Source organism: Ruegeria sp. YKSD179 (assembly GCF_059612885.1).
The window spans coordinates 1-12,247 of record NZ_JBXWRL010000013.1 but is presented as its reverse complement, the minus strand read 5'-3'; the positions used below and the strand labels follow the sequence as shown (position 1 = coordinate 12,247).

At 52.1% G+C, this 12,247-nt stretch carries 12 protein-coding genes; 8 read left to right on the top strand and 4 right to left on the bottom strand.

All coding sequences use genetic code 11. From position 1 onward, the window contains the following. The first annotated feature begins 3 nt into the window (after positions 1–3). From AC2FNE_RS09375 to AC2FNE_RS09365, 3 genes are read left to right on the top strand one after another with little or no spacing between them, the layout of a single operon-like run. On the top strand, positions 4–945 hold the full coding sequence (locus AC2FNE_RS09375) for an alpha-E domain-containing protein (RefSeq protein ID WP_170477142.1): 942 nt from the start codon (positions 4–6) through the stop codon (positions 943–945). A gap of 3 nt (positions 946–948) precedes the next feature. Continuing rightward, positions 949–1,746, top strand: coding sequence for a transglutaminase family protein (locus tag AC2FNE_RS09370; RefSeq protein WP_496805235.1), 798 nt, complete (start codon positions 949–951; stop codon positions 1,744–1,746). A 12-nt stretch (positions 1,747–1,758) separates the two neighbouring features. Beyond that, entirely contained in the window at positions 1,759–2,493 is a 735-nt protein-coding gene (locus AC2FNE_RS09365; RefSeq protein WP_496805234.1) for a proteasome-type protease, read from the top strand. A 108-nt stretch (positions 2,494–2,601) separates the two neighbouring features. On the opposite strand, the gene AC2FNE_RS09360 is transcribed toward AC2FNE_RS09365, so the two are convergent. Genes AC2FNE_RS09360 through AC2FNE_RS09350 form a run of 3 tightly spaced genes read right to left on the bottom strand, consistent with a single transcriptional unit; the run spans position 2,602 to position 4,983 of the window. Further along, positions 2,602–3,333 (bottom strand): amino acid ABC transporter ATP-binding protein, encoded by a 732-nt coding sequence (locus tag AC2FNE_RS09360; RefSeq protein WP_170603473.1) that lies wholly within the window; start codon positions 3,331–3,333, stop codon positions 2,602–2,604. Next, entirely contained in the window at positions 3,333–4,166 is an 834-nt protein-coding gene (locus AC2FNE_RS09355) for an amino acid ABC transporter permease (RefSeq protein WP_170477146.1), read from the bottom strand. The genes AC2FNE_RS09360 and AC2FNE_RS09355 overlap by 1 nt, the downstream gene beginning before the upstream one ends. 1 nt (position 4,167) lies before the next feature. Then, positions 4,168–4,983, bottom strand: a complete 816-nt coding sequence (locus AC2FNE_RS09350) for an ABC transporter substrate-binding protein (protein ID WP_170477147.1) — start codon at positions 4,981–4,983, stop codon at positions 4,168–4,170. A gap of 330 nt (positions 4,984–5,313) precedes the next feature. Here AC2FNE_RS09350 and AC2FNE_RS09345 point away from each other — a divergent pair, with 330 nt between their 5' ends. Genes AC2FNE_RS09345 through AC2FNE_RS09330 form a run of 4 tightly spaced genes read left to right on the top strand, consistent with a single transcriptional unit; the run spans position 5,314 to position 10,893 of the window. Then, positions 5,314–7,413 (top strand): hydantoinase/oxoprolinase family protein, encoded by a 2,100-nt coding sequence (locus tag AC2FNE_RS09345; RefSeq protein WP_170603475.1) that lies wholly within the window; start codon positions 5,314–5,316, stop codon positions 7,411–7,413. Beyond that, positions 7,410–9,059, top strand: a complete 1,650-nt coding sequence (locus AC2FNE_RS09340) for a hydantoinase B/oxoprolinase family protein (protein WP_170603477.1) — start codon at positions 7,410–7,412, stop codon at positions 9,057–9,059. The genes AC2FNE_RS09345 and AC2FNE_RS09340 overlap by 4 nt, the downstream gene beginning before the upstream one ends. Then, the gene (locus AC2FNE_RS09335) at positions 9,056–10,138 is read left to right on the top strand and encodes a pyridoxal phosphate-dependent aminotransferase (RefSeq protein WP_217362349.1); all 1,083 of its coding nucleotides are present in this window, start codon (positions 9,056–9,058) and stop codon (positions 10,136–10,138) included. Before AC2FNE_RS09340 ends, AC2FNE_RS09335 begins: the two co-directional genes overlap by 4 nt. Continuing rightward, complete coding sequence (locus AC2FNE_RS09330) at positions 10,135–10,893, top strand: maleate cis-trans isomerase family protein (protein WP_496805233.1); 759 nt, start codon at positions 10,135–10,137, stop codon at positions 10,891–10,893. Before AC2FNE_RS09335 ends, AC2FNE_RS09330 begins: the two co-directional genes overlap by 4 nt. Before the next feature lie 273 nt (positions 10,894–11,166). On the opposite strand, the gene gph is transcribed toward AC2FNE_RS09330, so the two are convergent. Next, positions 11,167–11,841 (bottom strand): phosphoglycolate phosphatase, encoded by a 675-nt coding sequence (gene gph / locus AC2FNE_RS09325; protein WP_496805232.1) that lies wholly within the window; start codon positions 11,839–11,841, stop codon positions 11,167–11,169. A gap of 219 nt (positions 11,842–12,060) precedes the next feature. On the opposite strand from gph, the gene hemP reads away from it, so the two are divergent. Beyond that, the gene (hemP, locus tag AC2FNE_RS09320; RefSeq protein WP_170477159.1) at positions 12,061–12,228 is read left to right on the top strand and encodes a hemin uptake protein HemP; all 168 of its coding nucleotides are present in this window, start codon (positions 12,061–12,063) and stop codon (positions 12,226–12,228) included. Positions 12,229–12,247: the final 19 nt, after the last annotated feature.

Sequence of the window (12,247 nt, the reverse complement as noted above, 5' to 3'; positions counted from 1 at the left end):
GCCATGCTGGGAAAAACCGCAGGCGGGTTGTTCTGGATGTCCCGCTATCTGGAAAGAGCTGAAAACACCGCCAGATTACTTGAAACCGGGCAACGTATGGCTTTGACCCGAGCCCAAAACTCGATCGAAGAGTGGGCGTCGGTTCTGAAAACCGCGGGTGTTCTGGACAGCTATCATTCAAAGTATGACGAGGTAACCAAAGACAATGCTGTTGATTGGGTTTTGCGGGACGCTGAAAACCCTTCGTCGGTTCGGTCCGTCATCAAACAGGCAAGGGACAACGCGCGCCTTGTGCGAACTGCCTTAACGCACGACGTTTGGAGCGCGGTCAATGCCACTTGGATGAAGATCGACGCGGTCATGAAACGCCGTGTAAACGAGCGGGATTTGCCCGGTGTCTTGGAACTGGTTCGTCATCAGGCAGCTTTGGTCCGAGGAGCGAATCTTGGTACAATGCTGCGCAATGACATCTTTGACTTTACAAGGTTGGGTACGTTCGTGGAACGCGCCGACAACACAGGGCGCATCCTGGACGTCAAGTATTATGTCCTTTTGCCCACAGCATTTTCAGTCGGATCCTCTTTGGATAACATCCAGTGGGAAAGCATCCTGCGATCAGTCGGTGCAGGGGGTGGATACCGGATGACGCATGGCCAAAAGACGACGCCTTCGGACATAGCCGCTTTTCTGATCCTCGATCAGCGAATGCCACGCAGTCTTCATTTCTGTTGCCGCAAAATTCAGGAAAACCTTTTTTATCTAAAAAAGGACTACGGATTTTCTGGTCCGTCCTGCGAAGGCTCCGATGCGCTTTTCCAAAAGTATATGGACAAGGATATCTCCGAAATTTTTGAGTTCGGGCTTCATGAGTTCATACAAGAATTTTTGAACGACCTTTCGATGTTAAGTCGCCAAGTTGAAATCGACTATCGCTTTTATGAGTAGAGCATGAAACTGCATATCAAACACGAAACCAGATATGACTTTGATGCGCCAGTTCCGTTTGGTCTGCAGCAACTTAGAAAAACCCCTAAGTCTTTCCGCAATCAAACTATCCAAAGTTGGGATACCCGCGTCAAGGGCGGGCGCAAGGAACTGACTTTCGAGGACTATCATCGAAATACTGTCGAGCTGGTTTGTTTTGAACCAAACACAAAGAGTGTGTCTTTGATTTCGGAAGGTGTAGTCGAGGTTGAAGATACGCACGGTATTCTTGGGCCTCACGAAGGGTCAACACCGCTTTGGCTTTTCAAACGCAGCACACGCCAGACAAAACCGGGCAAAGGTGTCGCTGAAATGGTCAGATCGCTACCGCATGGCGAACTTGTCCAGCAGCTTCATGCACTGTCAGATGCCATCAGGGATCGTGTTGAATACAAGGTCGGAAGTTCACATCCGGACTGGAGCGCTGAGGACGCAATCGAAGAGGGCAGCGGAGTTTGTCAGGACCACGCGCATATTTTTGTTAGCGGGGCACGCCAACTCGGTTTGCCTGCGCGCTACGTGTCAGGCTATCTGATGATGAATGAAACCGAGCTACAAGATGCGACCCATGCTTGGGCGGAAGTGCATATTGAAGGACTAGGTTGGGTTGGATTTGACGTCTCCAACGGGATATCTCCCGACAACAGATATGTTCGTGTTGCAACGGGGCTAGACTACTCACAGGCTGCACCGATAATAGGAAGTAGAATTGGGGCAGCGGGTGAGCAGTTGACGGTACAGCTGCAAGTCGCACAGCAGTAACGGAGACAAAGAATGACCTATGCTGTGGGGATGCGGCTGAACCGCGGGTTGGTTTTCATGTCTGACACGCGCACCAATGCTGGTGTCGATAACATTTCCACCTTTAACAAGATGTTCAACTGGACGATCGAGGGCGAGCGATTCATTACTTTGTTGACGGCCGGCAATCTGGCCACAACGCAGGCAACTGTAAGTCTACTGGAAGAAAGGACAAAGGCGCCTGCTGATCGTTCGCCGTCAATTCTTGAGGCGGAAACAATGTTTCAGGTCGCTAAGTTGGTTGCAGACACACTCAAAGACGTTATTGAACAGCACGGCTGCGCGGGCCAGCAGGCCGATAGCGCGTTCCACGCCACCATGATTTTGGGCGGTCAGATCAAAGGCGGACCATCGCGGTTGTTTCTGATCTATCCCGAAGGAAACTTTATAGAAGCAAGTGAAGATACTCCGTTTTTCCAAATCGGGGAGACCAAGTACGGTCGACCGATTTTGGTCCGGGCTTTCGATCCGGAAATGAGCTTTGCCGAAACCGTAAAGTTATTACTGGTTAGTTTTGATTCAACCATCAAAGCCAACTTGTCCGTTGGCGCACCGCTTGATCTGTCCTTCTACGACGAAGACAGTTTTGCTGCTGGCAAGCGAACTAGGTTCGAGGCAGATGACGCATATTTCCGAACCATTTCGGACGGGTGGGGTGACGCTCTAAAATCAGCGTTGTCCAAACTGCCCGCATATAAAACAGAATAAATGAACGGCGATTGAACAGCGGTTTGAACACAAGATATCTGTTCTGGATTTTACGGAGAGCTTTTCCCCGGCCCAGTAGCAAGATTAAAGCGGCTCAGCCAATGGTAGTCACTTCAATGCACGGGCAAGAAAAGTGCGGGTAGCTTCCTGTTGAGGCGCTTCAAATAGCACTTCTGGCGGGCCCTCTTCAACAATACGCCCGTTTTGCAAGAAACACACTTTGTCCGCCGCTTCGCGGGCAAATCCCATTTCATGGGTGGCCATCACCATTGTCATTCCCTGCTTTTTCAGCATTAGCAACACGTCAAGAACTTCACCAACCAGTTGCGGATCCAAGGCCGAGGTGATTTCGTCAAACAACATCACTTCAGGTTGCATGGCCAGGGCCCGAACAATGGCCACTCTTTGTTGTTGTCCACCTGACAATTGATCCGGGTAGTTATGCATCCGGTCGGCAAGGCCAAATCTGGCAAAAAGCGCCTCGGCTTCGGGTAACAATTCAGCGCGTGATTTTCCATGCACCCGACGCGGCGCGAGCATAACATTTTCAATCGCCGTCATGTGAGGGAACAGATTGAAACTCTGAAAAACAATTCCGATCCTTGCTCGTACCGACTGAGGGTCAAGCCCTGGAACGGAAATGTCTTTGCCATCCAGGAAAATGGCGCCGTCTTCGATAGGTTCCAACAGGTTTATACAGCGCAGAAGCGTGGACTTTCCAGCCCCGGATGCACCGATGAGACAAACCATTTGTCCCTCTTCCACATCCAGATCAATCCCATCGCAAACTGTATCGTCGCCAAACCGTTTCACGACGCCCCGTAGCTCAAGTTTTGCCATCAGCGTCTCTCTCGCATCTGGCGTGCCATTAAATGATCGGCGTAACGCGTAGCGGGGATCGTTACGATTAGGAAAATGATGGCGGCACCTACATAAGGAGTGAAGTTTGCGAGCAAAGACTTGAACACGCCGGCCTGACGGAAAATTTCCACGGGGCCAATGAAACTAAGCAATGACACGTCTTTTTGCAATGCGATAAGCATGTTCATTTGCGAAGGAACGACATTGCGGATGGCCTGCGGTAGAACCACATCCCGCATAACCTGCCTCTCGGAAAGGCCCAGCGACAGAGCAGCTGCGCGCTGACTGTGGTGAACGCTGTCAATGCCGGATCTGAAAATCTCTGCCACGTAGGCTGAATAAGTGAGTATCAGAGCCAACGAACCCCAGATGTAAGGTGAATTCCACGGCCTTGGCAGGCCAAGGCCCGGTATGCCGAAGCCGATGAGATATACAGTCAAAATGACTGGCACACCGCGGAAGATGTCCGTAAATGCAGCGCCAAATATACGCAAAGGAAAAAGTGCGGGGGATTTCGCGTCGCGGGCTAAAGCTATCAACAAACCAAGTACAGCAATCGCAGGAGCCGACCACGCAAAGATCATTACATTAATACGAAACGCTTCCAGCAGTTTGGGAAAAGTTTTTGCCAGCACTTCGCCGTTAAAAAAGCTCTGCTGTACCTTTCCCCATCCTGGTGCCATCGGAACCAGAACGACTAAGGCAACGACGACGATTATGGTGCTTGTCGCAGCAACCAAAATAGAACGCCGTCGTTGCTGCGCTTCGTAGAGTTCACGGCGAGTTATCCCCGCCGCCTTTGATCTTGCCATCTTATTTGATTAGGGGAACACCAGTGGTGTCCTGCAGCCATTTTGCCTCGATCTCTGCCAATTTTCCGTTTGAGGCGATGGCGGCGATAGCTTCGTCAACACAGGCCTTCAGCGGATTACCTTCCTCCATCAGCATCCCGAAATGATCAGGGTTGTCGCCTTCGTCAGCAGGGAACTGACCGATGACTTTGGAGCCTTCGATCATGACGGCGCTGAGAAACAACGCAGTCGGCAAGTCAAACAGTGCCGCGTCTATCTGATTGGCCGTCATGGCCGCATTGACGTCAGCGTTATCGCCGTAAAGCAGCGGCTCATTGTCTGGTTCGATGACTGCGGCCAGTTTTGGCACCGCCGTCGTCGAACCGACTGCCCCCCATTGCAATCCTTTCAGGGCCTCCAGCGTGGGTTCCGTGTCCGTCGCATTGGAACCAACCAGCACGGCCATTGGCGCCGTGTAATAAGGAGATGAAAAATCGACGACTTGATCCCGTTCCGGCGTGATTGAGTATTGTTGCATGTTCACATCAAACTCTTTAGCGCCCGGTTGAATTGCCTCGTCGAAAGAAGACCTGACCCAAACGACATCCTCCGCAGCAAACCCCATTTCTTCGGCTACGGCATAAGCTACAGCTGCCTCGAACCCTTCGCCACTTTCGGGCGCATCGTCCAGAACCCAGGGGAAGTAGGCGGGGTTTCCTGTTGCTATGGTGAATTTGCCGTCGGTAAGCGTTTTACCCGCCGCGCAATGACCGTCTGCAAATGCGGTCGTGGAAAACAATGCGAACGAAGCCGCGGTAAGCGAAAGCATCTTGGACATGGGCGCAAACCTCCTGTTGGACTGATTGTATTACGGTAATTCTGCCTGCATGTGCTGTCCAGCGGGTTAGAAGTTGATGGAGCATCGGATTTTCCACGCGAATCGCGGATTGCGCCGTGGCGTGAAGGATTTTGTTGACGATCCAACCATATCTCGTGCAATGCTTGTTACGGAAAAAGTAACAGGATCATGGCCGTTATGATCTTTATTCAACATCCAATGATGCGCCGGGATACCGGATCCGACCTTGTTACTTAACCTGGCGGCTTAGACACCCGTTGGGCAATCGGTCTTTGAGCCGCTTTTCAGTTTTAGCTAGCAGTCTTTCTAATGAGCAATGATTCCGGATTGCGTTTGGCAATCGATATCGGTGGAACGTTCACCGACACCGTTCTAATTCAAGGACCCTCGCAGATTTTGGCGACAACCAAAACTCCGACGACACCTGATCAGCCAGCCGTGGGTGCCATTGAAGGTGCGCGTTCGGTTCTGAAAGAGGCAGGTCGTGATTGGAGCCAGATCAACGGTATGATCCACGGCACGACGCTGGCAACCAACGCGCTAATTGAACGACGCGGGGCAAGGGTAGCCACAGTTACGACCGAGGGCTTCAGGGACATCCTCGAGATTGGATACGAGCGACGTTACTCTCAATACGCAATCAATTTGGTCAAACCAGATTTGCTTGTGCCGCGTACTCGGGCACTGACAATCGGAGGACGCGTGGATGCCCATGGAAAGGAACTGACGCAACTTGACGAAGGTGCAGTGTTAAGGCTGGTCGCTGATCTGCAAAGATTGAATTGCAAGGCTGTAGCCATTTGCCTCATGCACTCTTACGCAAACCCTGCGCAAGAGTTGCGATTGCGCGCGCTGTTGACTGAAAACGTGCCGGACCTTGTGGTTTCACTAAGTCATGAAGTAAGCCCAGAGGCACGTGAATTCGAACGGCTCTGCACGACTGTTGCGAATGCCTACATTCAGCCGTTGATGGGCAAGTATTTGGCTGACTTTAAGGCACGCTTTGCCGCTGAGGGTTTGAAATGCCCAATTTTGATGATGACTGCGGGTGGAGGGATGACAACAGTCGAAACGGCGGCTCGTCTGCCAATTCGTTTGGTTGAATCCGGGCCAGCGGGCGGGGCCATCCTTGCATCACAAATTGCCGAAGAAGTCGACGCGAGAAAAGTCCTGTCCTTCGATATGGGGGGCACAACCGCCAAGCTTTGTCTAATTGATGATTTCCGCCCCCAAACAGCGAGGAAATTCGAAATATCGCGCGCCGAACGATTTATCAAGGGTTCAGGGATGCCAGTCCGAATTCCTGCAATCGAAATGATAGAAATCGGTGCAGGTGGTGGGTCAATTGCCAGTTTGGACAGGCTGAACCGGCTTTGCGTCGGCCCGCAAAGCGCAGGCTCCGATCCGGGCCCGGCCGGTTTTGGCAAAGGGGGCATTAACCCAACTGTGACCGACGCAGATATATCTCAAGGTTATATTGATCCGGATCGTTTCGCTGAGGGACGGCTGCAAGTTGATCGCGCTGCCTCAGATCGCTCTGTGTCGGCCCATATAGGTTCGAGGCTGTCAATGGAAACAGATGACGCAGCTTTTGCGATCAGCGAGATTGTAGACGAGAACATGGCAAGCGCTGGGCGTATGCATGCAGTAGAGTCAGGCAAGGATCTGAGCGCTCGTTTGATGATTGCGTTTGGTGGCAACGGACCGTTGCACGCGACCCGTGTCGCAAGGCGATCGCAGGTTAGGCGCATTTTGATACCGCGTGACCCCGGGGTTGGGTCTGCAGTGGGATTTTTGTTTGCGCCAGTTTCCTTTGAAATCGTCAGATCTTTTTACACAACTATAGATTCGCTTGATTTATTTAAGCTGAACAGTTTCTTCGCGGACCTTTATGACGAAGCAGAAGAGGTCGTGCGCGCGGGCGCGCCGGACGCAACTTTGCGAACCCGGCGGGTGGCGTTTATGCGGTATCACGGTCAGGGTCACGAAATTGAGGTCGAGTTGCCAAACAGGACGCTGACCTTTGACGACCTAGAAAATCTGCGTAGCGACTTTGAGTCAGAATATATTGGGCAATTCAAGCGCATCGTACCGGGTATGACGATAGAGGTGTTAAACTGGGGGCTTACCGTTTCCGCTCCGGTTCCAGCGCCTTTAAAACATACCAACATGATCGAAGGTCAACCTGTCGACGCTTGGGAAACGCGCGATATCCTTTGCGACATTTCCGGGGTTTGGTGCAAAGCCGGTGTTTTCGAACGATCAGCACTCAAGCCAGACGACATTGTCTCGGGTCCCGCGCTGATTGTCGAACCACAAACCACCACCTTTGTTAGCGCGGATTTTACGGCGCAGATAGATACAGTCGGAAACATTTGGCTAACGGGAATCCAGGAGATACGCACATGAGAACTTCGCAGACGCGATTGCAGGTGATGTGGAACCGGTTGCTGGCCGTTGTGGAAGAACAAGGACAGGCGTTGGTCCGTGCCGCCTTCAGCCCTATTGTACGAGAGTGTGGTGATATTTCGGCCGGAATATTTGACTTTCACGGGCGAATGGTTGCGCAGGCCGTGACCGGGACGCCAGGGCATATAAACACGATGGCCGAAGCGGTCAAAACATTGCGAACCCGGTTCCCGATTCAGGATATGAAACCCGGCGATATTTACATGACGAACGATCCATGGATCGCGTCGGGACATCTGAACGATTTCTTGCTCATGATGCCTGTATTTTTCGATGACAAGGTTGTGGGTTTTACTTCTTGCACATCGCATCTGGTGGATCTGGGTGGTTTAGGCATGGGGCCGGAAGGTTCGGACATTTATGACGAAGGTCTGCTGATTCCGCCGTGCAAATTGGTGGATGAGGGCAAGGTAAACAACCTGTTGCTTGAGATCGTCAAGGCGAACTCACGCGAGCCGATTGCCAACGAAGGAGATATATACGCGCTGATAGCTTGTTGCGAGGCTGGCGCAGCCCGGCTGCACCAGATGATGGTCGAGTTTGGTTTGAAGGATCTGTACGAGTTGTCTGACTACGTCATCGAAACTTCGCGCCGTGGTACCATCGAAGCCATCTCGGAGTTGCCAAGCGGCACGTGGAGACACGTGCTCAAAGTAGACGGTTACGGTGCCGAGATCGAATTGCATGCCTCTCTGACGATTGCAAAGGACCACCTGTTGCTTGATTTTTCCGGTACGTCAGGGTGTTCAGACAAGGGTATCAACGTGCCTTTGAATTATGCTGCAGCTTATTCTGTGTTCGCGCTTCGTTGCATCATCGGGCCGGATATCCCGAACAACGCAGGTTCGCTTGCGCCCTTTCAAGTGACCGGCCCGAAGGGCTGTATTCTGAATGCCCAGCCTCCTGCTCCTGTTGCTATGCGGCATACGCTGGGTCAGATGACGCCCGATCTTGTTTTTGGATGTTTGTCACAGGCGTTGCCTGAACTTGTCCCTGCCGAGGGGGCGTCCTGCATGTATGATCTGCCGTTGCGCAATGTCCCCGAGGCCCAGGACCTTGGTGATAAGCAGTTTGCGCTTGAGCTTGTTTTTAACGGCGGTACTGGGGCAAGACCCACACTGGATGGACTGTCCGCGACGGCATTTCCCAGTGGTGTCTGGGGAAGCCAGATAGAAACCACCGAGGCGGTAGCGCCAGTGTTATTTCATCGTCGTGAATTTCGGCCGGATTCCGGTGGCGCAGGCCGCTTTCGTGGCGGTTTGGGGCAACACATAGAAATTAGCGCGTCGTCTGATCAGGACTTTCTGGTGTTTTTGTCGGTAGAGCGCATTCTGAACCCGGCTAAAGGGCGGTATGGCGGTCAGGATGGTGCCGCAGGACGTGTTCGGATAGGCCGTAGTGGTGAAGAATTGCCAGGCAAAGGAGAATTGCGGGTTAAGGCGGGTGAAACGTTGGTTTTCGAAACTCCCGGGGGCGGGGGTTATGGGGCGCCGCAAGACAGGTGTCGTAACGCGTTGGGTTGGGATATCGAAGCTGGGCTTGTCAGCGCAGATGCGGCCAAATCCAGCTATGGTGATACGCTATGACCCAACCTATGCCCCACGTCGCGCGCATGGCGCCATATACTCTGGTAAAAGTCCCTGCTGGGGATGATCATACGTTGATCTCGCTTTCTCAGAACGAAAGCCTGCGCCCACCAAGCCCAAAAGTGGTCAAAGCAGCATCGTCGGTTTTTACAAGGTCAATGCTTTACCCGGATCCTGATTGGACGGAGTTGCGGCTTGCATTGGCGCAGCATCATGAACTCAACGCAGAGTATATTTTGTGCGGCAACGGGTCCTTGGACCTGATCGGTTGCATCGCGCGCGTGTTTGCAGGACCCGACCGTTCTATATTGGCGCCTGAATATGCTTACCCATTCTTTCGATCTGCAACGCAAATGGCAAATGCCCGTTTTGACATCGCGAGAGAGTCGTTCTTGACGGTAAACGTCCAAGCTATTCTTGACTCGGTCGTAGCAGACACAGGTATCGTTTTTGTCGCGAATCCGGGTAATCCAACGGGAACCCGGATATCCCGTGGGGAGTTGGAACGATTACGCGCTGGCCTGCGCCCAGACATTTTGTTGGTTGTCGATGAAGCCTATGGCGAGTTTGCCGATCACCTGAGAGAATCATGTTTCGATATGGTGAATTCTGAAAATACGGTTATTTTACGTACATTTTCTAAAGCTTATGGAATGGCCGGTTTTCGTGTCGGGTGGGGGCTGTTTCCGCCTGCCGTCGCAGCCGAAATGCGAAAGGTCATGAATCCGAACAATGTAAGCGCCGTCTCGCAGGCCGCGGCGATAGCAGCCGTCCAAGACGAAAAGTACATGCGTGAAACCTGCGAGATTACAACGCAACTTCGCGAAGAGGCGACCACGAAACTCAAGGACGCTGGATTCGACTTGTTTCCGAGTTTCACAAACTTTGTCCTTATCGATATGGGCGATCCGGAATCTGCGCAAAATGCGGAAGCTGCGTTGAGACGCAATGGCATCCTTGTCAGGCCACAAGGCGGCGTCGGATTGCCCCATGCGTTGCGAATGACCATTGGGGCCAAACAGGACAACGAAGCGGCCATTTCCATTCTTGCTCAATGCAAAAAGGAACACGCCCGATGAAAAGCTCACGAGGCCGCGCGCGTTTTGGCGTTTTAGTTCCGTTTACAAACTCCAATCTTGAACCGGACATGGCGATGATGTGCCCTGAGGGAGTATCGCTACACTTTGGTCGGATGGGCGGCTACGACGAGGATAAAATCCCGGATGAAATACAAATGCACGGGTTGGGAGCCGCTGACCTGGATGAACCACTACGGCTTTTGATGGGGGTCAAACCGGATGTTGTTATTTATGGTTGTACCTCTGCGACTTTGACCCATGGGTTGCAATTCGACAGCGCCTTGGCGGAGCGGATCAGATCCAGCAGCGGGGCTAAAACGGTGACAGCTGCTGGCGCACTGGTGAATGCCCTGAAAACGCTAGGTACGCGGCGTATCGGGTTCGCATCGCCGTATGTAAAGGCAATCAATGATATGGCCGTGAATTTCCTTGACGATGCAGGAATCCGGACCATCGCTCGTTCCGAGGTTGACGAGACCTTGGACAATGAAGGGCAGGGCGCCCTTGGAACAAGCCGCGTACTTGAGTTAGGGCTACGGGCTGATCACCCCGAAGCCGATGCAGTTGTTTTGTCGTGCACTGACATGCGGAGCGTCGAAGTGCTATCCCAACTTGAACAAGAGTTGGGAAAACCGGTGATCTGTTCGAACCAGGCGATGGTGTTTCAAGCGATGCAAATGTTGGAAATCTTTGAGCCGATTCAGGGGTTTGGTCAATTGTTGGATCAGGTTGGAACCTGCAACCAACATAATTGAAATATCACTTTCGCACTGCTCTCGCGGTGAAACGGGCACTTTCGGAAAATAGCCGGATGTGTCGATTCATAACGTTCGTTCGACCGCACTTCCTTATATCTGGGTTCAAACAAATAACTACCTCGACGGGAATTCCCTAATTTCGAAAATCGCTTTGGTGTAGTAATGACTTAGATATCGAAGAATCCCGGTGGGCTTAACCACTTTCACTGGATTTCCCCGATGAGGGGCTGGTTCTAAACCCCCTTGGCCGGCCCCTCTTATACATTGAAGTTACGGGTTAAATTTCCCATCTTTTATGATCTGTGACAACAAATCCGGCATGTCCGCATAATGATCAAAGGCCAACAGATGTGGTAGCTCCGCAATTGAGGACTTACGGTATCCTTGTGTGAAAAGAAGAAAGGGCACATCGGCCCGTTTTGCGGTTTCGGCGTCCACTTCACTATCGCCCACAAAGATACTCGGGCCAATATTTGGCATCGCTTTGAAGCAGGCGTTTAGATGTTCCGGATCAGGTTTGCACTTGTTCACTGTATCTCCGCCAACCACCGAGTCAAAATGCGGTAACAGTTCCAACGCTTCAAGTATGTGACGCGCCGGCGCTTCGGGTTTGTTGGTGCAGACACCCAAGGCACAGCCCATATTGCCCAATCTGCTTAGGGCTTTTGTAACACCGGGATAAACTGTTGTTCTTTGAGTTGGTGCCGCATTGTAATGGGTTAACGTAGCTCGGATGAGTTCGGGATGTTTTTGACTGGGTAAACCCCGGTGGACCATAGCGCGCTCGACCAGTTTAGGTAGTCCATTTCCTACAAACCGCTTTACCGTTGCCAGCGGCAAGGGATCAACACCTTCGTCGGTCAACATTTGATTCACTGCGGCGGTTAGGTCAGCAACGCTGTCGACCAGCGTTCCATCAAGATCGAAAACCACCCGCGCGGACATAGAAAACCCCCTTGTAACAACCAGCCTCAAATTGACTATTTGCTGACCAAGCTGGTTGCAACCATGCAATTCACATTTAACAAATCGGGCTCTTGACATATCTTACTGTTTTTATCAGAAATAAATCATAAGCAATTAGCCAGCCCAGTTCAGGGTTAGCCAGATCGGGAAAAGATTGGACTCGGCGTTTCGCCAACCATGCATCCGGAGATGTCACCCATGAACGCGCAAAACCCAAACCCTTCAAAAAGTTACGCTGTCTCAATGCTGCCAGCCCACAAAGCCGAAGAATTGACCAATGGCGGCAAATTGGCCCATATCGAGTTAGGCGAACAGCTTTATACCTTGCGCATAACGCGCGCGGGCAAACTGATCCTTACAAAGTGAGCGCTAAATTCTCCTGCGG

Bases quoted from the DNA above. Each gene is read 5' to 3' on its own strand.
- AC2FNE_RS09375 (WP_170477142.1), top strand. From the start codon at position 4: ATGCTGGGAAAAACCGCAGGCGGGTTGTTCTGGATGTCCCGCTATCTG.
- AC2FNE_RS09370 (WP_496805235.1), top strand. From the start codon at position 949: ATGAAACTGCATATCAAACACGAAACCAGATATGACTTTGATGCGCCA.
- AC2FNE_RS09365 (WP_496805234.1), top strand. From the start codon at position 1,759: ATGACCTATGCTGTGGGGATGCGGCTGAACCGCGGGTTGGTTTTCATG.
- AC2FNE_RS09360 (WP_170603473.1), bottom strand. From the start codon at position 3,333: ATGGCAAAACTTGAGCTACGGGGCGTCGTGAAACGGTTTGGCGACGAT.
- AC2FNE_RS09355 (WP_170477146.1), bottom strand. From the start codon at position 4,166: ATGGCAAGATCAAAGGCGGCGGGGATAACTCGCCGTGAACTCTACGAA.
- AC2FNE_RS09350 (WP_170477147.1), bottom strand. From the start codon at position 4,983: ATGTCCAAGATGCTTTCGCTTACCGCGGCTTCGTTCGCATTGTTTTCC.
- AC2FNE_RS09345 (WP_170603475.1), top strand. From the start codon at position 5,314: ATGAGCAATGATTCCGGATTGCGTTTGGCAATCGATATCGGTGGAACG.
- AC2FNE_RS09340 (WP_170603477.1), top strand. From the start codon at position 7,410: ATGAGAACTTCGCAGACGCGATTGCAGGTGATGTGGAACCGGTTGCTG.
- AC2FNE_RS09335 (WP_217362349.1), top strand. From the start codon at position 9,056: ATGACCCAACCTATGCCCCACGTCGCGCGCATGGCGCCATATACTCTG.
- AC2FNE_RS09330 (WP_496805233.1), top strand. From the start codon at position 10,135: ATGAAAAGCTCACGAGGCCGCGCGCGTTTTGGCGTTTTAGTTCCGTTT.
- gph (WP_496805232.1), bottom strand. From the start codon at position 11,841: ATGTCCGCGCGGGTGGTTTTCGATCTTGATGGAACGCTGGTCGACAGC.
- hemP (WP_170477159.1), top strand. From the start codon at position 12,061: ATGAACGCGCAAAACCCAAACCCTTCAAAAAGTTACGCTGTCTCAATG.